This is a genomic window from Enterobacter sp. 04-C-12-SI-ECC, assembly GCF_047530715.1.
In the GTDB taxonomy this organism is placed as follows: domain Bacteria; phylum Pseudomonadota; class Gammaproteobacteria; order Enterobacterales; family Enterobacteriaceae; genus Enterobacter; species Enterobacter bugandensis.
The window spans coordinates 268,227-287,022 of record NZ_JBLKDI010000003.1 but is presented as its reverse complement, the minus strand read 5'-3'; the positions used below and the strand labels follow the sequence as shown (position 1 = coordinate 287,022).

Below are 18,796 nucleotides of genomic sequence, written 5' to 3'. Positions count from 1 at the left end.
ACACGACTTTTCGCCTGATGCGAAAGGACCATAGAATAAAGCGCAAGCGCGGTGTGCGCTAGCGCTTAAATCAACAAATTTCGGGGATTACGGGGCCAGTCTGTCGATTTTCCAGCCGCCATTCTCGCGCTGGTATAAAAAGCGGTCATGCAGGCGATGCTCACCGCCCTGCCAGAATTCCATCTGCTCAATCGGAATGCGGAAGCCGCCCCAGAAGCTCGGCAGCGGAATTTCCCCCTGCTGGAACTTCTGTTTCAGCTCCAGGAATTTACTTTCCAGCACGCCGCGGGCAGAGATCCGGCTGGACTGTTTTGACACCCAGGCGCCAATCTGGCTGTCGCGCGGGCGGCTGTGGAAATACTTCACCACCTCAAGGGTCGAGAGACGTTCCGCTTTCCCGGTGACCATCACCTGACGTTCCAGCATATGCCACGGGAACAGCAGGCTGATGCGCGGGTTGTTTTCTAAGTGGTGCGCCTTGCGGCTGCCCAGATTGGTATAGAACACCAGCCCTTTCTCGTCGTAATGCTTAAGCAAGACGATGCGCTGATACGGTTGACCGTTTTCATCTACCGTCGCGACGACCATGGCCGTTGGGTCGGCCAGCTTCGCGTCGCAGGCCTGTTTCAGCCAGCGCTCAAAAAGCACGAGGGGTTCAGCGGGAAGATCCTGGCGACGCAGGCCGCCTTTGGTGTATTCACGGCGCAGATGCGCAATTTGCTGCAGTTCGTCGTTATCTGACATGGCGTTAGCTGATCTTGAGATTGGGTGGCGCTATTGTGCGCCGCCCCTGTAAAAATCTCAACGCTTCGGATTTTCAAGCTGGCAGTTGTTCAGCACAATGCGGTCGCGTTTGTAGACCGTGGCGCTGTCGCCTTTCGACCAGAATACATAGATGCCGTCCGAATAACGCGCCCCGGAGGCCGAGATACCCTGCTTAAGGGTTAGCAGCTTGTTATCGTAAACGAAGCTGGCTTCCTGACGCGGGTTATTCAGCTTCACGGTCAGCGGTTTTTCATCGCAGCGATACTCCAGCGTATCGGTCTGCATGCGCTCAAGGAACTGGTTATAGACGCTGCATCCTGACAGCAATAAAGGCGCGGCAATAAGAAGAACTTTTTTCATGGGCGTATTCCGAAGACTTTCCTGGTCCTGGAGGACATGGCTGCCCCCCTGTTTTATTCCATTCTAACGACGAGGCGCCGCGCTGAATTTCAGTTAACTCTGATTATGACGAGGATTTGCAGGGAAAATCGCCCCGAGGACGCTGGCCTCGCGCGCGCCGGTTACCGACGGCAAATTCCCTGGCAGCCCGGCGATGGTGCGCCAGGCAAGCCAGGCGAAAGCCAGCGCTTCCATATCATCCCCGCTGATGCCGGCCTCGTCCGTCGTGGTCACCTCCGTGCCCGGCAGCAGCCCGGCAAGACGCGCCATCACCAGCGGGTTTCTGCTTCCCCCGCCGCACACCAGCAGGCGTTCGCAGCCGCCGCTGAGCAGCACTTGCTCAGAGATCGACACGGCCGTTAATTCGGCAAGCGTCGCCTGGACATCCTGCGGGGCGAGTGCCGGGAACAGCGCAAGCTGGCGCTCGAGCCAGCCAAAGTTGAAGTATTCTCGTCCCGTGCTTTTCGGCGCCGGTAAGGCAAAATAAGGGTCGCTGAGCATGGACTGCAGCAGCGGGAGAACCACTTTACCCTCGCTCGCCCACTCGGCGTTTTTATCGTACGGTTGACCGCACTGCCGCCAGATCCAGGCATCCATTAACATATTCCCCGGGCCGGTATCGTAGCCGCGAACGGGCTGCCCCGGAATAAGCATCGAGAGGTTAGCAATCCCGCCTATGTTGAGCACCATGCGGCGTTCTGTAGGGTGCGCCAGCAACGCCTGATGGAAGGCAGGCACCAGCGGCGCGCCCTGGCCGCCAAGCGCAATATCGCGGCGACGAAAATCCCCGACGACCGTTACGCCCGTCTTCGCCACAATCTGGTTGTTATCGCCGATTTGCAACGTATGCGGCGCGTCGCCAGTCGGCTCATGCCAGACGGTTTGTCCGTGACACCCGATGGCGACCACATCCTGGGGACGAAGGTGTTCTTTTTGCATTAACGCCTGCACCGCATCCGCAAACAGCGCCCCCAGCCGAACATCAAGTTGACCAAGCTGGGAGAGGGTTAACTGCTGCCCCTGACAGATGCTCAGAATGTCCTCTTTCAGCGAATGGGGGATTGGCCAGGTCAGGCTCGCCTGCTGTGCCACCATATGTTCGTCAATGGCGGCCAGAACGACATCTACCCCATCCAGACTGGTGCCCGACATCACACCAATGTAGCGACCCGATTTCATGCGCTTTCCTTACGTTGCGTGGGCTAAGGATATCCACTCAACCATAAACAGCGCTCCTTTGCCATCCGACGATAATATTTTTTAACAATGTCTTGCCGGTATGGCGAGTGGCTCCTGTTTATGTCTCGTTAAGTCAAATTCAAGTACAATTTTCTTATTGTTAGTGCAAAGATATGAACTATGGCTCTTTATGCCATATAATTTAGCCATAACGGATGCCTCCAGATGGGCGTTTTTGGTGAACAGGAGATTCAAATGATTGTACGTGTACTGGGCGTTTCGCTGATTGGTTTAACCCTGGCTGGCTGTGTGAACGACAGCTCGCTGTCTGGCGACGTTTACAGCGCTTCTGAAGCAAAACAGGTTCAGAGCGTGACTTACGGTACCGTTGTTAACGCCCGTCCTGTGCAAATTCAGGGTGGTGATGAAAACAACGTGATGGGCGCAATCGGCGGTGCTGTACTGGGTGGTTTCCTGGGTAATACCGTTGGCGGCGGCACGGGCCGTTCTCTGGCAACCGCAGCGGGCGCTGTAGCGGGTGGTGTCGCGGGTCAGGGCGTTCAGGGCGCGATGAACAAAACCCAGGGCGTAGAGCTGGAAATTCGTAAAGACGACGGCAGCACCATTATGGTTGTTCAGAAGCAGGGCAATACCCGCTTCTCTGCGGGTCAACGCGTCGTGCTGGCGAGCAACGGCAGCCAGGTTACCGTTTCTCCGCGTTAATTAAAAATGGATGTGGTCATCAGGCCACATCCATTTACAATATATATCACCCTCACAAATATATTTACATAATACATTCATCCCATACATTATTAAACGCGCCATATATTGTTTCTGCGCAAAGTATTTAGCGTGCTAATTGATTAAACTCTTCGCAATCATCTCTTCATAATTATTTTAATTTGTAAAACTTTATATGCTTGCGAATAGTCGTTCTGTAAAAGGTCGTTATATCTCGTTCTGTTTCGGTTGCTTTGTCGTCATCGGAATATTACAGGCTTTATTTTCAAAACTGGTTGACTGGGTTCCGTCCTTTTCGCCTCTTTTGTTCCCCACACTCACCATTTTTTTACTCGTGTTTCACCTGTTTATTGCCTGTTTTATGGCAATGAAATACTGGTGTGATAAGCGGCGGCTCTATCTGATTGCCATCTCATTTGCCTTTGCCGGTTCGGCCTTGCTGATGGTCGGAACATTGACCAGCTTTCCGGCGTGGCTGGATCTCTATCAGTTCAACGTTGTGAACTACAACGATGCGATGATCTACTATATGTTCCGCCACCTCTTAATGGCGGTGCTGATGATCGTTTCGGCATTACTTTATCCCACGCGCAATCTGCCCCTTTCACGGTTGGCGCATATCATCATCGTTAGCGGTTCATTTCTTTTTACCGCATGTATGGTGATTCTGGCCTGGATGTATTCCAGCCATTCCCCATTTTTATCCCTCGATCTGGTTGATAATGAAACGCGGCAGTTTATGGTTCTCTGGAGCCACAGCATTAATATTTCATTAATCGTTCTCTGGGTCGTGACACTAGCCACGCTGATGTTTATTACGCGCGTGCGTAATCTGTTCTGGGTAGGCGGTAATTTTCTGTGTGTCTGCTATGTCGTCACGCTCTCTATGCTGTTGGTAGGCGGACATGCAGAAGATATATCCTGGTATCGCGCCCGATTATTTGAAACCGTCGCGACGCTGATTATTATTTTTGTGCTGCTCTATGATGTCTTCAGGTTGTATCGTGACTCCCATTTGAAGTATCAGCAGTCGTATCAAAATTCGATTCGCGATCCGCTCACGCGCCTTTATAACCGCAGCTATTTTTATGAATCGTTAAACCAGGCGCTGGGCATCGCCAAACCCAGCCGCCCGGTTTCGGTTATCGTCAGCGATCTCGATCGTTTCAAGCGTATCAACGACAACTACGGTCACCTGCAGGGAGATAAAGTCCTGCAGTTTGTCGCCAATCTGCTGATGGACTCCGTACGTCCGCAGGATATCGCAGCGCGAATCGGCGGCGAAGAGTTTGTCCTGATGCTGGCAAACACCTCCGCAGAAGACGCATATCAGGTGGCAGAGCGCATTCGGTTGAAGCTAAGCGGTTTTGATAAAATTAGCAGCGAGGGTCAGTTACCAGAGCCGATTACCATCAGCATGGGTGTGTTTACGGCAACCTCTTCGTCGGTAAGCGCAGAAGCGTGCGTGGAAAGTGCCGATAAGGCGATGTATGAAGCGAAAGAGACGGGCCGTAACCGCGTCGTTGTCTTTAAGTAAAAACAAGGCCTTGCAGATGCAAGGCCTTGTTGTCTGGTCAGTCGCGAGACTGTAGCTCGTGAATGTTTTGCTCAAGGCGCGCAATGAGGCTGATGAGCATTTCCAGCTCCGTCGGTGAAACGCCTGAAAGGATTTCACCGCGCGTTTTGGTGATCACCGCTTCCATTTCAGTGATGATAGGCTCCGCTTTCTCCGTCAGCTTAATGCGCTTGGCGCGACGATCGCTGGCGCAGGTTTGCCGGGAGATCAGTCCCTTCTCTTCCAGTTGGTCAAGCGTGCGCACCAGCGACGGTTGCTCAATGCCTATCGCTTTAGCCAGTTGAATTTGCGACTGGTCGGGCGGCAGCTGATGAATGTTGTGCAACGTGACCCAATGCGTCTGCGTCAGTTCCAGAGGTTTCAGGCGATGGTCAATCAGAGCACGCCAGACGCGTACCAACCTTGCCAGATCAGAACCTAATGGCGATTCCAATTTCATCTCCTTATAATTAGCTTGCTAAGTTATTATACTGATTTTAGAATAGTGTGCAGCATTTGTATTGGCAAAACAAATGCAATACTGCATTCATTGGACTCAAAAGTATGACTTACACTGAATTATGATGCTTCTTCATACTCAGACAAGCCAACGCGGCATTCTGTTCACTGCAAAGGATTTCTGCCTGTGATCTTTTTTCATCGCTCAGAAGGTTTACCCCTTCAGGACCTGATCTTCGGTGCGTCAGTCTACTTTCCTCCTCTGTTTAAAGCCGTGCTGGTGGGCTTTGTTCTCTGGCTCATCGCGCATCGCCTGCTTCGCGACTGGATGTACTCCGGCGAAATCTGGCACCCCATGCTGATGGATCTCTCCCTGTTTGCCCTCTCCGTATGCCTGGGCCTTGCTGTTCTGATCGTGTGGTGAATATGCCTCTGAAAACGCTGAAGTACTTTTCCACCCTGTTCGTTCTTGTCCTCGCCCTGGCTGCTGGCTGGTGGTTGTGGAATTATTATATGCAGTCCCCCTGGACCCGTGATGGCAAAGTTCGCGCTGAGCAGGTCAGCATCACCCCCCAGGTCTCGGGAAGTATCACAACGCTGCTGGTTAAGGATAACCAGTACGTTAAAAAGGGAGAGGTGTTATTCCGCATCGACGACACCCCGTATCACATTGCGATTCTGAACGCCCAGGCGCAGCTGGCTAAAGCCCAGTCTGACCTTGCAAAGGCCAATAATGAGGCCAATCGCCGCCGTCACCTGTCGAAAAACTACATCTCCGCGGAAGATTTAGATACCGCCAATATCAACGTCAAGGCCATGCAGGCGAGCGTCAACGTGGCTGAAGCCACGCTGAAGCAGGCGCAGTGGGAATTAACCCAAACCGTGGTCACCGCCCCCGTCGACGGATGGGTGACCAACCTCTCCGCCCGGGTGGGAAATTATGCCACCGCCGGTCAGCCGGTTTTTGCTCTCGTCGACAGCCACTCGTTCTACGTCGTGGGCTATTTCGAAGAGACCAAGCTTCGTCATATCCGTGAAGGCGCACCCGCCGCCATAACGCTGTATAGTGGCCCGCAAAAGTTACAGGGTCACGTTTCCAGCATTGGCCGCGCCATTTATGATCAAAGCGTTGAAACGGATTCCGGGCTGGTGCCGGACATCAAGCCGAACGTACCGTGGGTGCGCCTTGCTCAACGCGTGCCTGTGCGCGTGGAGTTTGACCGTTTACCCGAGGACATCACGCTGGTTTCCGGCACCACCTGCACTGTCTCTATCGGAACCCGTTAATGAAGCTACAGGCGCTCTCCTGGCAAAACACGCCGTGGATGAAAGCGACGCGCCCCCAGTGGCGCTACGCGCTGCGTAACGGCATTGCCATGTGCCTGGCGCTGACTGTCGCCTATTATCTGAACCTGGATGAACCCTATTGGGCGATGACCTCCGCGGCGGTGGTAAGCTTCCCCACCGTTGGCGGGGTGATCAGCAAAAGCCTTGGCCGTATCGCAGGTAGCCTGCTGGGCGCCACCGCGGCGTTAATTATCGCGGGCCACACGCTGAACGATCCGTGGCTGTTCCTGCTGAGCATGGCGGCATGGCTGGGTTGCTGTACCTGGGCCTGCGCCCATTTCACCAATAACGTGGCCTATGCTTTCCAGCTAGCGGGCTATACCGCCGCCATTATCGCCTTCCCGGTCGTCAACGTGCTCGAAACCACAGAGCTATGGGATATCGCACAGGCGCGCGTCTGCGAAGTCATTGTCGGGATCCTCTGCGGCGGATTTATGATGATGATCCTGCCCAGCACCTCTGACGGCACTGCGCTTATCACTGCGCTGAAAACCATGCATACCCGGCTGCTGGAACATGCGAGCCTGCTGTGGCAACCGGATACCAGTGATGACATCCGCCTCGCGCATGAAAAGGTTATCGGGCAGATCCTGACCATGAATCTGTTGCGAATTCAGGCGTTCTGGAGCCATTACCGTTTTCGCCGTCAAAACACGTTGCTTAACTATTTGCTGCACCAGCAGCTGCGCATGACCAGCGCTATCTCCAGCCTGCGCCGAATGCTGCTCAACTGGCCGACACCGCCAGAAAACACCCGCGCGGTAATCGAAACCCTGCTCGCGGCGCTCGCGCGACCGGATGCGGACATCTATACCGTCGCGAAGATCATCGCCCCGCTCGCTCCGGTGGATGAGTTTGATTATCGCCATCGCGCCTTCTGGCAGCGGCTGAATTACTTTTGTCGGCTATACCTGCGCAGCAGCCGCTGGATTAAGGCGGTAGAGAATGCTACCCCGGTCACGGAGTTCGCCGTTCCCGGCAGCCCGGCTCTCGCACGTCACACCGATTATCTGGAAGCGCTGTGGAGCGGTTTTCGCACCTTCAGCGCACTGATGCTGGTGGGGGCGTGGAGCATTACCACGCAGTGGGAGTCAGGCTCGGCGGCGTTAACGCTTGCCGCTATCAGCTGCGTGCTTTACTCCGTCGCGGCCTCGCCGTTTAATTCGCTTACGCTGCTGCTGCGAACACTTGTTTTGCTATCACTGTTCAGTTTTGTGGTGAAGTTTGGCCTGATGGTGCAGATAAGCGATCTCTGGCAGTTTCTGCTATTCCTGTTTCCGCTGTTAACTACGATGCAGCTCCTTAAGCTGCAAATGCCGAAACTGGCGGGTCTGTGGGGGCAGCTGATTGTCTTTATGGGCTCGTTTATCTCCGTGACGAATCCGCCGGTGTATGATTACGCCGCTTTTCTGAATGACAACCTGGCAAAGATTCTTGGTGTCGGGCTGGCGTGGCTGGCCTTCGCGGTGTTGCGTCCCGGCTCTGACGCACGCAAAAGCCGTCGACATATCCGTGAATTGCGCAGAGGGTTTGTCGACCAGCTCAGCCGCAAGCCGCATCTGCAAGAAAGCGAGTATGAATCGCTGGTTTATCACCACGTTAGCCAGTTAAATAACAGCCAGGACGCGCTGTCCCGACGCTGGCTGCTGCGCTGGGGGGTGGTGCTGTTGAACTGCTCGCACGTGGTCTGGCAGCTTCGCGCATGGGAAACGCGCTCCGATCCGCTGTCGCAGGTACGTGATGTGTGTATCTCTCTGCTACGCGATGTGATGAGCGAGCGCGGCGTTCAGCAGCGGCCTCTGGAGGCCACGCTGGCTGAACTGCAGCGGATCTGCGACACCCTTGCCCGGCATCATCTTCCCGCAGCCCGCGATTTGGCCTCGATAATCTGGCGCCTGCACTGCTCGCTGTCGCAGCTGGAACAGGCGCCCCCGCCAGGAACGATTGGGGATCAGATTACGCCGCAGGCATAGCGCGCCCCGCCGCCGCCAAGCGGTTTAGGCTGATCGGACATGTTATCGCCGCCCACATGGATCATCAGCGCTTTGCCTTTAACCTCATCCAGCTTTTTCAGCCGCGGGGCCACGACCGGATCCGTGGCTTTACCGTCATTGTTTACCACCAGCACCGGCAAGTCGCCCAGGTGTCCCATACCTTCAGGCCCTTCATGTTTACCTGAATTCTGCGGGTCAAGGTGGCCCCCTGCTGCTTCCGCTGCCGACGGTTTACCCTCTTTCATGGCTGGCTGACAGCTCCCTTTGGCATGAACATGGAAGCCGTGTTCGCCCGGCGGGAGTGCTTTAAGATCGGGTGCAAATTCCAGCCCTTTATCGGTCTCGGTGATTTTCACCGTCCCGATGGACTGACCCACACCCTGTGAGGTGACGAGATTCATTTCTACTTCGTCGCTGGCTGCCTGCGCCCCTGCGCAAACAACCAGCGTGACCAATGCCAGAGTAAAACGCTTCATATGACCTCCGCGGGTTATTTTTTGCCCCTTAAGTGTATACCAGGGGCACAGATTTCACCGGAAAGTCACCTTCTTGCGGTTTAAGGCACGTCGTAACCCAGCGCGGCCTTGCGGATGAGGAACCACTGCTGGCGGGTCATCTGCAGCTCTTCGGCGGCCAGCGCGGAACGGACGCGTTCAATTTTCCCGGAGCCAATAATCGGCAGCGGTTTTGACGGCAGACGCAGGATCCAGGCGTAAACCACCTGCTCTATGCTCTGGGCGTTCAGCTCGCGGGCGATGGTTTCCAGCTCATTGCGCAGCGGCTGGAACGCATCATCATTAAACAGGCGTCCACCGCCGAGGCACGACCAGGCCATCGGGCGAATGCGCAGCTGCTGCAGCTGGTCGAGCGTACCATCCAGCAGCAGCGGCTGATGCACCGGGGAGATCTCAACCTGGTTAGTGGCGAGCGTAAACGGCAGACGAGACTGAAGCAGGGCAAACTGGGCCGGGGTAAAGTTGGAGACGCCGAAGTGACGCACCTTCCCGCTCTGATGCAGACTCAGGAAGGCTTCCGCCACCTCGTCGGCATCCATGAGCGGGTCTGGTCGGTGAATCAGCAGCAGGTCGATATGATCGGTTGCCAGATTGACCAGCGACTGCTCGGCGCTCTTGATGATATGGGCGCTGTCGGTGATGTAGTGGCCGAGGGCATGCTCCGGTTTGGCCGTGGTGGCAATACCGCATTTGGTAACGATCTCCATGCGCTCCCGGAGTGCCGGAACCAGCTTGAGCGCCTCGCCAAAGGCGGCTTCACACTGATAGCCACCGTAAATATCCGCATGATCGACGGTTGTTACCCCTAAATCGATATGCTCTTCAATAAAGCTTGCCAGCTGGAGGGGGGACATATTCCAGTCCATCAGGCGCCAGTAGCCCATCACAAAACGGGAGAATTCTGGCCCCTGGGGGGCAAGGGTAATACGCTGAACCATAACATTTTCCTCAAGGACGTGATGTCATGAGTATACGCAATTACCGCATTAAAACAGTGAAGGTTGCTGGGGTTCTTCGGTCTCAGAGGCTTTGTTTGCGCGGATTTTGCGCAGAAGTCGCTGTCTGCAGAGGCGCAGCACATCCTGCTTTTGCGTGTCGCTGAAGTTTTGCCAGTTAAAACGCTCGTCACGGGTACGCATGCACCCGCGGCAATAACCACGTTCATCTGACTGACAAATCCCCCGGCACGGGCTCTGGATGGGGAAAAACTCCAGTTGCTCTGCCACACTCACCTCCGGTTAACCTCTCTCACCTACAGTGAAGACGCTAAAAGCGCCGCGTGCAAGGGCTTTACCACAGTTTTGTGGCATTAAGGTTTCACTAATCTTCCCTCTTTATACTCGCCACATCATGACAATGACAGGTTTTACGATCGATGTGGTTAAGTAAAAAGTTACAATGTAACGACATAAAATTTACTCTGGGCTGTGCACTCTTTTTTACTCTGCTTAACGGGCTGTTTATCCAGCGCAGCTGGGCCATTATTGCCCCTGCGCATCTGCACGATATTCTCTTCGCCGCATCCGTGCCGGTGGTGCTGTTTTGTGGCTGGGTCATTGTATTTAGCCTGCTCAATATCCCGTATATCCGTAAGCCGCTGATGATCGTCTTAACTGTCGGTTGCGCTGCGGCAACTTACTTTATGTTTACCTACGGCGCGGTCATCGATCAGAACATGATTGTGAACGTGTTCGAAACTAACTCCCAGGAAGCCACCGCGCTGGTGACCCCGCAGATGATTCTGTGGATTGTCATAGCCGGTCTTGTTCCATCCCTGGTGCTGGCGCTGACCCGCATTCGTACCGGCAAATGGTGGTACGCCCTGCTGACGCGTGTTGCCGCGATGCTCGGTGCCCTGCTGGTGATTATTCTTATCGCCGCGGTATTTTATAAAGATTACGCGTCGCTGTTCCGCAATAACAAAAGCATCGTCAAAATGGTCACTCCGGCGAACTACGTCAGCGCCGTGGTGAAATACAGCAAGATGCGCTGGTTTGCCGGCGATCAAACGCTGGTGCGGATTGGCGAAGATGCGCACAAAGGCGCGCTGATAACGGGTCAGCAGAAGAAAACCGTTCTGGTGCTGGTCATCGGCGAAGCGTCGCGCGCGGCGAACTACTCCCTCAATGGCTACGGGCGTGAAACCAACCCGGAGTTGAAAAAGCAGGATGTGATTAACTTCCCGCAGGCCTCCTCGTGCGGCACTGAAACCGCTGTATCCGTTCCGTGCATGTTCTCCGGTATGACGCGCAGCAAATACGATGCCGACCTGGCGCACCATCAGGAAGGGCTGCTCGACGTGCTCAACCATGCGGGTATCAACCTCCTGTGGCGCGACAACGACGGTGGCTGTAAAGGTGCCTGCGATCGTATTCCCCATACCGACATGACGCAGTGGAAGCTGGATCAGTTCTGCAAAGACCAGTCCTGTATTGATGACGTGAATTTCTACCACCTGGACAACGTGCTGGACGGTCTGAAGCAGGACACGGTGCTGGTTATCCACCTGATGGGCAGCCACGGCCCGGCGTACTATCGCCGTTACCCGGATAATTTCCGTAAATTCACCCCCACCTGCGACACCAACGAAATTCAGGATTGCGACCATCAGGCGCTGATGAACACCTATGACAATACCATCCTGTATACCGACAGCATGGTCAGCAAAACCATTGATGCGCTGAAAGCCCGTCAGGCGAACATGAACACCGCGCTGATTTACCTCTCGGATCACGGGGAATCGCTCGGTGAAAGCGGTATTTATCTGCACGGCACGCCGTACATGCTGGCGCCGGAGCAGCAGACGCACATTCCGTTTATGTTCTGGCTGTCCCCGGACTATGCGAAAAACTTTGGCATCAACGCGCAGTGTTTACGCGACCACGCAGCAAAAAATACGGTTTCGCAGGACAATTTATTCTCGACCGTGCTGGGCATGATGGACGTTAAATCAAGCGTTTATCAGCAACAGTTGGACATTCTGAATGCGTGTCGCCGGTAACAGCGCTTGCATTAGACCGAACGGTCTATTAGAGTGAATCCATGAGCAGAAATACTGAACACGACACGCGAGAACATCTCCTTGCGACCGGCGAGCGGCTGTGCATGCACCGCGGCTTCATCGGTATGGGGTTGAGCGAGCTATTAAAAACCGCTGAGGTACCGAAAGGGTCGTTCTATCACTACTTTCGGTCCAAAGAGGCCTTTGGCGTGGCGATGCTGGAGCGGCACTATGCTGCTTACCACCAGCGCCTCGCGACCCACTTCGCCACGGGGGAAGGCAACTATCGGGATCGTGTACTGAACTACTACCAGGAAACGCTGAACCAGTTCTGTCAGCAGGGCATTATCAGCGGATGCCTGACGGTTAAACTCTCTGCCGAAGTGTGCGATCTCTCAGAAGATATGCGCACGGCAATGGATAAAGGCGCCAGCGGCGTTATCGCCCTGCTGGCGCAGGCGCTGGCGAAGGGGCGCGAAGAAAATACGCTCGCCTTCCCCGGGGATCCCTTAACGCAGGCTCAGGTGCTCTACTCCCTCTGGTTAGGCGCCAACCTGCAGGCTAAAATTTCTCGCAGTGCCGTGCCGCTCGAAAGCGCGCTGGCACATGTGATAAGTACGATTACTGCGCCTGGCGCTTAGCAGGCGTTTTTATTTACGTTATTACTAGTCGACTGGTCTACTCAGGAGTCGTTATGTCAGCTGAAAAATTATTTACCCCCTTAAAAGTGGGTGCCGTCACCGCGCCAAACCGCGTGTTTATGGCTCCGCTTACCCGTCTGCGCAGCATTGAGCCGGGTGATATCCCAACCCCACTGATGGGTGAATACTATCGTCAGCGCGCCAGCTCTGGCCTGATCATCACTGAAGCCACGCAGATTTCTGCTCAGGCCAAGGGATATGCGGGTGCGCCGGGGCTGCACAGCCCGGAGCAGATCGCCGCATGGCAGAAAATCACCGCGGGCGTTCACGCTGAAGACGGTCGCATTGCGGTCCAGCTGTGGCATACCGGTCGTATCTCCCACAGCAGCATTCAGCCTGGCGGTCAGGCACCGGTTTCAGCGTCTGCCCTGAACGCGAATACCCGCACCTCCCTGCGCGATGAAAACGGTAACGCGATCCGCGTCGACACCTCTACGCCACGCGCGCTGGAGCTGGATGAGATCCCGGGTATCGTGAACGATTTCCGTCAGGCCGTGGCCAACGCCCGCGAAGGCGGTTTTGACCTGGTTGAGCTGCACTCCGCTCACGGTTACCTGCTGCACCAGTTCCTGTCACCGTCGTCTAACCATCGCACCGACCAGTACGGCGGCAGCGTCGAAAACCGCGCCCGCCTGGTGCTGGAAGTGGTTGACGCCGTTTGTCAGGAGTGGAGCCCGGACCGTATCGGTATCCGCGTCTCCCCAATCGGTACGTTCCAGAACGTCGACAACGGTCCGAATGAAGAAGCGGACGCGCTGTATCTGATTGAAGAGCTGGCGAAGCGCGGCATTGCCTATCTGCACATGTCCGAGCCGGACTGGGCCGGCGGTAAGCCTTATACGGAAGCCTTCCGTCAGAAAGTGCGCGAGCGCTTCCACGGGGTGATCATCGGTGCGGGTGCTTATACCCCTGAGAAAGCCGAAGATCTGATTAATAAAGGGCTGATCGACGCCGTGGCGTTTGGCCGCGACTATATTGCCAACCCGGATCTGGTTGCTCGACTGCAGCAGAAAGCGGCCCTGAACCCGCAGCGTCCTGAGAGCTTCTACGGCGGCGGCGCGGAAGGCTACACCGACTACCCTTCACTGTAATCTCGCCATTGTTCATTGATAGCGGCGACACTTCGCCGCTATACTAAAACATCGTTTCTGTTCAAAAAAATAGTCTATTCCATTGGTTAATGAGGAAATTATGCGCCTACTTCACACCATGCTGCGCGTTGGCGATCTGCAACGTTCTATCGATTTCTACACTAACGTCCTGGGCATGAAGCTGCTGCGCACCAGCGAAAACCCGGAATACAAATACTCGCTGGCGTTCGTGGGTTACGGCCCGGAAACGGATGAAGCGGTCATTGAACTGACCTACAACTGGGGCGTGGACAGCTATGAGCTGGGCACCGCCTACGGCCATATCGCGCTGGAAGTGGACAACGCGGCCGAGGCGTGTGAACGCATTCGCAGCAACGGCGGTAACGTCACGCGCGAAGCCGGCCCGGTAAAAGGCGGCACCACCGTTATTGCCTTTGTAGAAGATCCGGACGGTTACAAGATCGAGCTGATTGAAGCCAAAGACGCGGGTCGCGGTCTGGGCAACTGATCCCTCAGGGCGCAACATGCGCCCGTAGTTTTACTGCATCACCCTGCAAAATTTGCCATAATGCGCACTGCTTTTTCCCCTTGTAAGAGACCCTGATGTCCGATAACGCTCAATTTAGCGGTCTGTGCGACCGTTTTCGTGGTTTTTATCCCGTTGTCATTGATGTAGAAACAGCCGGATTTAACGCTAAAACCGATGCGCTGCTCGAAATTGCCGCCATCACGCTGAAGATGGATGAACAGGGCTGGCTTACACCGGACACCACGCTGCATTTCCACATTGAACCTTTCGAAGGGGCAAACTTACAGCCGGAGGCGCTGGCGTTTAACGGTATCGATCCGCATAACCCGCTGCGTGGTGCAGTCAGTGAATATGATGCGCTGCACGCCATATTTAAAATGGTGCGTAAAGGCATGAAAGAGAGCAACTGCAGCCGCGCCATCATGGTAGCCCATAACGCCACCTTCGATCACAGCTTTACCATGGCAGCAGCCGAACGCGCGTCGCTCAAACGCAACCCTTTCCACCCGTTCGTGACCTTCGACACCGCCGCGCTAAGCGGCCTGGCGCTGGGACAAACGGTTTTATCCAAAGCCTGCATTACGGCGGGTATACCGTTTGACGGTACCCAGGCGCACTCCGCCTTATACGATACGGAGCGCACCGCAGAGCTGTTCTGTGAGATCGTCAACCGCTGGAAGCGTCTGGGCGGCTGGCCGCTGCCGATGGGCGACAGTGAAGAATAAAAAAAAGCGACCTCTTCAGGTCGCTTTTTTATTAACGCAGAAAATTATTCAGCGTCCGGCTCTTCCGTTTTGTACTTCGCCGCCGTCTCTTTGATCAGCTGCTGCAGTTCGCCGCGCTGATACATCTCAATCAGGATATCGCAGCCGCCCACCAGCTCGCCGTCTACCCACAGCTGCGGGAAGGTCGGCCAGTTAGCGTATTTTGGCAGCTCAGCGCGGATGTCCGGGTTCTGCAGGATATCAACGTAAGCAAAACGCTCACCACAGGCTGACAGCGCCTGAACCGCTTGCGCGGAGAAGCCGCAGCTTGGCAGCTTCGGAGAACCTTTCATATACAGCAGAATCGGGTTTTCAGCGATCTGGCGCTGGATTTTTTCAATAGTGGTGCTCATGTCTTGCTTCCTTTAACTTCTGTTACGGCAGTAGTCTGACATTGTAGCGGGTCAGGCTGGCATCGGAAAATAACATTTTCGTCACGTTTATATATTTTACCCCGACTCCACAAAAGTTGCATTGCAAATGGTGTTTACCCCTTCGCCCGTCAGGGTTTTGCTTAGGGAGTGAACAATTGTGCGTCAGAACGATGAATTTTTTTGCACTTGCTAACGAAACACGTTTTTAGATTGAAAAATGCTATTAACTTCTCGGGTTTTTATGGATTAGAATCGACGGGCTTTGTAAATCACACGCGGGTATTATTGATGACCTGCATATATCAGGGGACTGCCCAGTGGCGCGGATAACTAAAATCTCGATCACGCTCTGTGCTTTACTGTTTACATCACTCACGTTAACGCCAGCGGCAAACGCCTCTCAGCAGGCGCGGCAATCTGCTGTACAAAAAAGCCATCTGGTTAAAGCCGCAGAACGTAAGAAAAAAACCAGCAGCAAGAACGACAAGAAAAAAACCACCGCTCAGACTAAACAAACCGCTTCCAGCAAGACGAAAACAAAATCTTCCCGCACTACCCGCACCGCCAAAAATAAAGCTTCACAGACCGCCGCTAACCTCGTAACAGAAAAATGCATTACCCGTAAAGGCCATAAAGCAAAATGCACGAAGGTAACAAAGCTGGCGGATGTGCATAAAGTGCGTGTGCAAAAAGCGCAAAAAACCGCGATGAATAAACTGATGGGGCAGATTGGCAAACCTTATCGTTGGGGCGGCAGTTCACCGCGTACCGGTTTCGACTGCAGCGGCCTCGTCTATTACGCCTATAAAGATCTGGTTAAATTCCGTATTCCACGTACCGCCAATGAGATGTATCACCTGCGCGATGCGTCACCGGTTAACCGGGGTGAGCTGGAAAACGGCGACCTGGTCTTCTTCCGCACGCAGGGTCGCGGTACGGCTGACCACGTGGGCGTCTACGTCGGCAACGGGAAATTCATCCAGTCTCCGCGCAGCGGTCAGGACATTCAGATCACCTCGCTCAGTGAAGATTACTGGGTACGTCACTACGTCGGCGCGCGTCGCGTCATGACGCCAAAAACCATTCGTTAATCCCTGCCCTGCCGCATCTGCGGCAGGGTAAGTTCCTCTTTTGCATACCCTTTCAATTTGCTATCCTGTCCTTGTTGTCTGTAGGGTTATTGGCAACACAAAATACAATAAGGAGAGAAGCAATGTCGTTCGAATTACCTGCACTACCGTATGCAAAAGACGCCTTGGCACCGCACATTTCTGCGGAAACCCTGGAATACCACTACGGCAAGCATCATCAGACGTACGTCACTAACCTGAATAACCTCATCAAGGGCACCGATTTTGAAGGCAAAACGCTGGAAGAGATCGTTCGCAGCTCAGAGGGTGGCGTTTTTAACAACGCGGCTCAGGTGTGGAACCACACTTTCTACTGGCACTGCCTGGCGCCGAATGCCGGTGGCGAACCTGCCGGTGAACTGGCAGCCGCCATCAACGCCGCCTTTGGCAGCTTTGCTGAGTTTAAAGCGAAGTTTACCGATGCCGCCATCAAGAACTTCGGTTCTGGCTGGACGTGGCTGGTAAAAGAGGCGGATGGCAAACTGGCTATCGTGTCCACGTCTAACGCGGGCACCCCGCTGACCACCAGCGCTACGCCGCTGATGACCGTGGACGTGTGGGAACATGCTTACTACATTGATTACCGCAACGCGCGCCCGAACTACCTGGAGCACTTCTGGGCCCTGGTTAACTGGGACTTTGTCGCGAAGAACTTCGCCGCGTAAGAGACACGCAGAAGGGGTAACCCTTCTGCGTTTTTGCTTATTCAGCCGTGCAAACCGCTTCAGGCTGTTTACGGCCGGACATCATCACCAGCAGCAGGCCGAGCGCGGCAATAATCGCCCCCATCACCGGCACAAAACTGTACCCCAGACCGCCTGAAATCACGGCGCCTCCGGCGGCGGCACCCAGCGCATTGCCGAGATTAAATGCCCCGATATTCACGGAAGACGAGAGACCCGGCGCCTCATGGGCGACACGCATCACGCGCATCTGCAGCGGCGGCACCACGGCAAAGGTGGCAGCGCCCCAGACAACCATCGCAATCGCCGCACCGAATTCATTCTGCGCCAGCCACGGGATCGCGACCATAATGACAATCAGCAGGGTTAAAAAGCCCTTCAGCGTGCCGCTCACGGAACGGTCGGCAAATTTCCCGCCGAGATAGTTGCCAATCGAGAAGCCCACGCCAATCAGCACCAGCATCGCGGTAACAAAGAGTGGCGTTGCGTGGGTAATGTCGTGTAAGACCGGCGAGATATAGGTATAGAGGGTAAACATCGCCCCTGCCCCGAGCACGGTGGTAAGCAGCGCGGAGAGCACCTGCGGGCGCACCAGCACCGACAGCTCTCTGCGTACGTCAGGGCGTTCACCCGCGCTGCCTTTTGGCAGGGAGAAGAACAGCGCCACCATCGCGACCACGCCCAGTCCGGCCGTCGCCAGGAAGGACATCCGCCAGCCAATGACCTCACCCAGCCAGGTTGCCGCGGGAACACCGCCGATGTTAGCGATGGTCAGCCCCATAAACATGGTGGCCACGGCGCTGGCCTGCTTGTGTTTTGGCACCACGCTTGCGGCCACGACCGAGCCCAGGCCAAAGAAGGCACCGTGGTTGAGGCTGGTCAGAATGCGCGACAGCATCAGAGTGGTGTAATCCGGCGAAATGGCCGAAAGCACGTTGCCCAGGGTGAAAATCGCCATCAGGAAAATCAGCGCATTGCGGCGCGCACGGTGCGAAAGCAGAAGCGTCATCAGCGGCGCCCCCACCATCACGCCGATGGCGTAGGCGCTGATTAACATCCCGGCGGCCGGGATCGAGACGTCCACGCCCCGGGCGATAACGGGCAGTAACCCCATCGGGGAGAATTCAGTGGTGCCAATCCCAAAAGCGCCAATCGCCAGGGCCAGCAGGGGAAAATTGATTTTCATGCGTCAACTCCGGATGCCGTGTCATGTGGTGACACAGAACAAAGAAGCGGAAAGCATGACATCAATCACAAAAAATGAGAAGTTAACAAAATGGCAAAAGATTTTTGCCAGAGAAGTAACAATCGGAGCGTTCGGGAGGGAGAAGGCTCTCCCCCCGCGTAAATCAATGCAGCGCAGCCGTCAGGCCAGCCGCCACAATCAGCGCCAGCACAATAACGGTGGTGAACAGCGAAAACTTCAGATCGGAACTCATCAATTTTTCTCCTTTTAATCCCCCCACGAAAAGTGAGCTTGCTCATTTTTGCACAGTTTACGTCAAAAATCTTCCTGGATTTAAGCTGATAAACACTTTACCTCTTCCCCTTTTCATCAAGATAGGC

At 54.9% G+C, this 18,796-nt stretch carries 22 protein-coding genes; 12 read left to right on the top strand and 10 right to left on the bottom strand.

The genetic code is table 11. The features are described 5' to 3' along the window. Positions 1 to 87: 87 nt before the first annotated feature. The 3 genes from pdxH to anmK form a co-directional block, all read right to left on the bottom strand. Positions 88 to 744, bottom strand: coding sequence for a pyridoxamine 5'-phosphate oxidase (pdxH, locus tag ACMWL8_RS07380; RefSeq protein WP_028012909.1), 657 nt, complete (start codon positions 742 to 744; stop codon positions 88 to 90). Between the two features lie 57 nt (positions 745 to 801). Continuing rightward, a complete protein-coding gene (gene mliC, locus ACMWL8_RS07375; protein WP_045261493.1) occupies positions 802 to 1,125 on the bottom strand; it encodes a C-type lysozyme inhibitor in 324 nt (107 codons plus the stop codon). Positions 1,126 to 1,218: 93 nt separating this feature from the next. Further along, on the bottom strand, positions 1,219 to 2,343 hold the full coding sequence (gene anmK, locus ACMWL8_RS07370) for an anhydro-N-acetylmuramic acid kinase (protein WP_045261494.1): 1,125 nt from the start codon (positions 2,341 to 2,343) through the stop codon (positions 1,219 to 1,221). 255 nt (positions 2,344 to 2,598) lie between these two features. On the opposite strand from anmK, the gene slyB reads away from it, so the two are divergent. Further along, a complete protein-coding gene (slyB, locus tag ACMWL8_RS07365; RefSeq protein WP_028012906.1) occupies positions 2,599 to 3,066 on the top strand; it encodes an outer membrane lipoprotein SlyB in 468 nt (155 codons plus the stop codon). Positions 3,067 to 3,262: 196 nt separating this feature from the next. Then, the gene (locus tag ACMWL8_RS07360) at positions 3,263 to 4,624 is read left to right on the top strand and encodes a GGDEF domain-containing protein (RefSeq protein WP_047368413.1); all 1,362 of its coding nucleotides are present in this window, start codon (positions 3,263 to 3,265) and stop codon (positions 4,622 to 4,624) included. 37 nt (positions 4,625 to 4,661) lie between these two features. Here the strand turns inward: ACMWL8_RS07360 and slyA are convergent, their stop codons facing one another. Further along, on the bottom strand, positions 4,662 to 5,102 hold the full coding sequence (gene slyA, locus ACMWL8_RS07355) for a transcriptional regulator SlyA (protein ID WP_045261496.1): 441 nt from the start codon (positions 5,100 to 5,102) through the stop codon (positions 4,662 to 4,664). Positions 5,103 to 5,288: 186 nt separating this feature from the next. On the opposite strand from slyA, the gene ACMWL8_RS07350 reads away from it, so the two are divergent. The 3 genes from ACMWL8_RS07350 to ACMWL8_RS07340 are packed head-to-tail and all read left to right on the top strand — an operon-like array spanning position 5,289 to position 8,421. Next, entirely contained in the window at positions 5,289 to 5,525 is a 237-nt protein-coding gene (locus tag ACMWL8_RS07350) for a DUF1656 domain-containing protein (protein WP_028012903.1), read from the top strand. 2 nt (positions 5,526 to 5,527) lie between these two features. Beyond that, positions 5,528 to 6,388 carry an HlyD family secretion protein gene (locus tag ACMWL8_RS07345; protein WP_045261497.1) on the top strand — a complete coding sequence of 287 codons (861 nt, stop codon included), beginning with the start codon at positions 5,528 to 5,530 and terminating at the stop codon, positions 6,386 to 6,388. Further along, positions 6,388 to 8,421 carry an FUSC family protein gene (locus tag ACMWL8_RS07340; RefSeq protein WP_045261498.1) on the top strand — a complete coding sequence of 678 codons (2,034 nt, stop codon included), beginning with the start codon at positions 6,388 to 6,390 and terminating at the stop codon, positions 8,419 to 8,421. Before ACMWL8_RS07345 ends, ACMWL8_RS07340 begins: the two co-directional genes overlap by 1 nt. Here the strand turns inward: ACMWL8_RS07340 and sodC are convergent. From sodC to ACMWL8_RS07325, 3 genes are all read right to left on the bottom strand, one after another. Then, entirely contained in the window at positions 8,400 to 8,918 is a 519-nt protein-coding gene (gene sodC, locus ACMWL8_RS07335; protein ID WP_028012900.1) for a superoxide dismutase [Cu-Zn] SodC, read from the bottom strand. The genes ACMWL8_RS07340 and sodC overlap by 22 nt on opposite strands. An 80-nt stretch (positions 8,919 to 8,998) precedes the next feature. Next, the gene (locus ACMWL8_RS07330) at positions 8,999 to 9,895 is read right to left on the bottom strand and encodes an aldo/keto reductase (RefSeq protein WP_045261499.1); all 897 of its coding nucleotides are present in this window, start codon (positions 9,893 to 9,895) and stop codon (positions 8,999 to 9,001) included. Positions 9,896 to 9,943: 48 nt separating this feature from the next. After that, the gene (locus ACMWL8_RS07325) at positions 9,944 to 10,183 is read right to left on the bottom strand and encodes a DUF1289 domain-containing protein (RefSeq protein ID WP_028012898.1); all 240 of its coding nucleotides are present in this window, start codon (positions 10,181 to 10,183) and stop codon (positions 9,944 to 9,946) included. 149 nt (positions 10,184 to 10,332) lie between these two features. Between ACMWL8_RS07325 and eptA the strand changes: the two genes are divergently transcribed. The 5 genes from eptA to rnt all read left to right on the top strand — a co-directional run bounded on the left by eptA (position 10,333) and on the right by rnt (position 15,004). After that, positions 10,333 to 11,958, top strand: coding sequence for a phosphoethanolamine transferase EptA (gene eptA / locus ACMWL8_RS07320; protein ID WP_045261500.1), 1,626 nt, complete (start codon positions 10,333 to 10,335; stop codon positions 11,956 to 11,958). Positions 11,959 to 11,999: 41 nt separating this feature from the next. Further along, entirely contained in the window at positions 12,000 to 12,599 is a 600-nt protein-coding gene (locus ACMWL8_RS07315) for a TetR/AcrR family transcriptional regulator (protein WP_028012896.1), read from the top strand. Positions 12,600 to 12,652: 53 nt separating this feature from the next. Beyond that, complete coding sequence (locus tag ACMWL8_RS07310; protein WP_045261501.1) at positions 12,653 to 13,750, top strand: alkene reductase; 1,098 nt, start codon at positions 12,653 to 12,655, stop codon at positions 13,748 to 13,750. A gap of 100 nt (positions 13,751 to 13,850) precedes the next feature. Then, complete coding sequence (gloA, locus tag ACMWL8_RS07305) at positions 13,851 to 14,258, top strand: lactoylglutathione lyase (RefSeq protein ID WP_013096923.1); 408 nt, start codon at positions 13,851 to 13,853, stop codon at positions 14,256 to 14,258. Between the two features lie 95 nt (positions 14,259 to 14,353). After that, entirely contained in the window at positions 14,354 to 15,004 is a 651-nt protein-coding gene (gene rnt / locus ACMWL8_RS07300) for a ribonuclease T (protein ID WP_028012894.1), read from the top strand. Between the two features lie 44 nt (positions 15,005 to 15,048). Here the strand turns inward: rnt and grxD are convergent, their stop codons facing one another. Further along, positions 15,049 to 15,396: a monothiol glutaredoxin 4 gene (gene grxD, locus ACMWL8_RS07295; RefSeq protein ID WP_003832760.1), complete on the bottom strand. Its 348-nt coding sequence runs from the start codon at positions 15,394 to 15,396 to the stop codon at positions 15,049 to 15,051. Positions 15,397 to 15,734: 338 nt separating this feature from the next. Here grxD and ACMWL8_RS07290 point away from each other — a divergent pair, with 338 nt between their 5' ends. Together ACMWL8_RS07290 and sodB are read left to right on the top strand one after the other, a co-directional pair. Then, positions 15,735 to 16,508, top strand: coding sequence for a C40 family peptidase (locus ACMWL8_RS07290; protein ID WP_045261502.1), 774 nt, complete (start codon positions 15,735 to 15,737; stop codon positions 16,506 to 16,508). 122 nt (positions 16,509 to 16,630) lie between these two features. Beyond that, positions 16,631 to 17,212, top strand: coding sequence for a superoxide dismutase [Fe] (gene sodB / locus ACMWL8_RS07285; RefSeq protein ID WP_028012892.1), 582 nt, complete (start codon positions 16,631 to 16,633; stop codon positions 17,210 to 17,212). Positions 17,213 to 17,249: 37 nt separating this feature from the next. Here sodB and ACMWL8_RS07280 read toward each other — a convergent pair whose 3' ends face one another. After that, positions 17,250 to 18,416 carry an MFS transporter gene (locus ACMWL8_RS07280; protein WP_045261503.1) on the bottom strand — a complete coding sequence of 389 codons (1,167 nt, stop codon included), beginning with the start codon at positions 18,414 to 18,416 and terminating at the stop codon, positions 17,250 to 17,252. A 163-nt stretch (positions 18,417 to 18,579) separates the two neighbouring features. Further along, entirely contained in the window at positions 18,580 to 18,669 is a 90-nt protein-coding gene (locus ACMWL8_RS07275; RefSeq protein WP_020688313.1) for a YnhF family membrane protein, read from the bottom strand. Between the last annotated feature and the right edge of the window lie 127 nt (positions 18,670 to 18,796).

Excerpts from the sequence above, each read along its gene's own strand:
- pdxH (WP_028012909.1), bottom strand. The coding sequence starts at position 744 with ATGTCAGATAACGACGAACTGCAGCAAATTGCGCATCTGCGCCGTGAA.
- mliC (WP_045261493.1), bottom strand. The coding sequence starts at position 1,125 with ATGAAAAAAGTTCTTCTTATTGCCGCGCCTTTATTGCTGTCAGGATGC.
- anmK (WP_045261494.1), bottom strand. The coding sequence starts at position 2,343 with ATGAAATCGGGTCGCTACATTGGTGTGATGTCGGGCACCAGTCTGGAT.
- slyB (WP_028012906.1), top strand. The coding sequence starts at position 2,599 with ATGATTGTACGTGTACTGGGCGTTTCGCTGATTGGTTTAACCCTGGCT.
- ACMWL8_RS07360 (WP_047368413.1), top strand. The coding sequence starts at position 3,263 with ATGCTTGCGAATAGTCGTTCTGTAAAAGGTCGTTATATCTCGTTCTGT.
- slyA (WP_045261496.1), bottom strand. The coding sequence starts at position 5,102 with ATGAAATTGGAATCGCCATTAGGTTCTGATCTGGCAAGGTTGGTACGC.
- ACMWL8_RS07345 (WP_045261497.1), top strand. The coding sequence starts at position 5,528 with ATGCCTCTGAAAACGCTGAAGTACTTTTCCACCCTGTTCGTTCTTGTC.
- ACMWL8_RS07340 (WP_045261498.1), top strand. The coding sequence starts at position 6,388 with ATGAAGCTACAGGCGCTCTCCTGGCAAAACACGCCGTGGATGAAAGCG.
- sodC (WP_028012900.1), bottom strand. The coding sequence starts at position 8,918 with ATGAAGCGTTTTACTCTGGCATTGGTCACGCTGGTTGTTTGCGCAGGG.
- ACMWL8_RS07330 (WP_045261499.1), bottom strand. The coding sequence starts at position 9,895 with ATGGTTCAGCGTATTACCCTTGCCCCCCAGGGGCCAGAATTCTCCCGT.
- eptA (WP_045261500.1), top strand. The coding sequence starts at position 10,333 with ATGTGGTTAAGTAAAAAGTTACAATGTAACGACATAAAATTTACTCTG.
- ACMWL8_RS07315 (WP_028012896.1), top strand. The coding sequence starts at position 12,000 with ATGAGCAGAAATACTGAACACGACACGCGAGAACATCTCCTTGCGACC.
- ACMWL8_RS07310 (WP_045261501.1), top strand. The coding sequence starts at position 12,653 with ATGTCAGCTGAAAAATTATTTACCCCCTTAAAAGTGGGTGCCGTCACC.
- gloA (WP_013096923.1), top strand. The coding sequence starts at position 13,851 with ATGCGCCTACTTCACACCATGCTGCGCGTTGGCGATCTGCAACGTTCT.
- rnt (WP_028012894.1), top strand. The coding sequence starts at position 14,354 with ATGTCCGATAACGCTCAATTTAGCGGTCTGTGCGACCGTTTTCGTGGT.
- grxD (WP_003832760.1), bottom strand. The coding sequence starts at position 15,396 with ATGAGCACCACTATTGAAAAAATCCAGCGCCAGATCGCTGAAAACCCG.
- sodB (WP_028012892.1), top strand. The coding sequence starts at position 16,631 with ATGTCGTTCGAATTACCTGCACTACCGTATGCAAAAGACGCCTTGGCA.
- ACMWL8_RS07280 (WP_045261503.1), bottom strand. The coding sequence starts at position 18,416 with ATGAAAATCAATTTTCCCCTGCTGGCCCTGGCGATTGGCGCTTTTGGG.
- ACMWL8_RS07275 (WP_020688313.1), bottom strand. The coding sequence starts at position 18,669 with ATGAGTTCCGATCTGAAGTTTTCGCTGTTCACCACCGTTATTGTGCTG.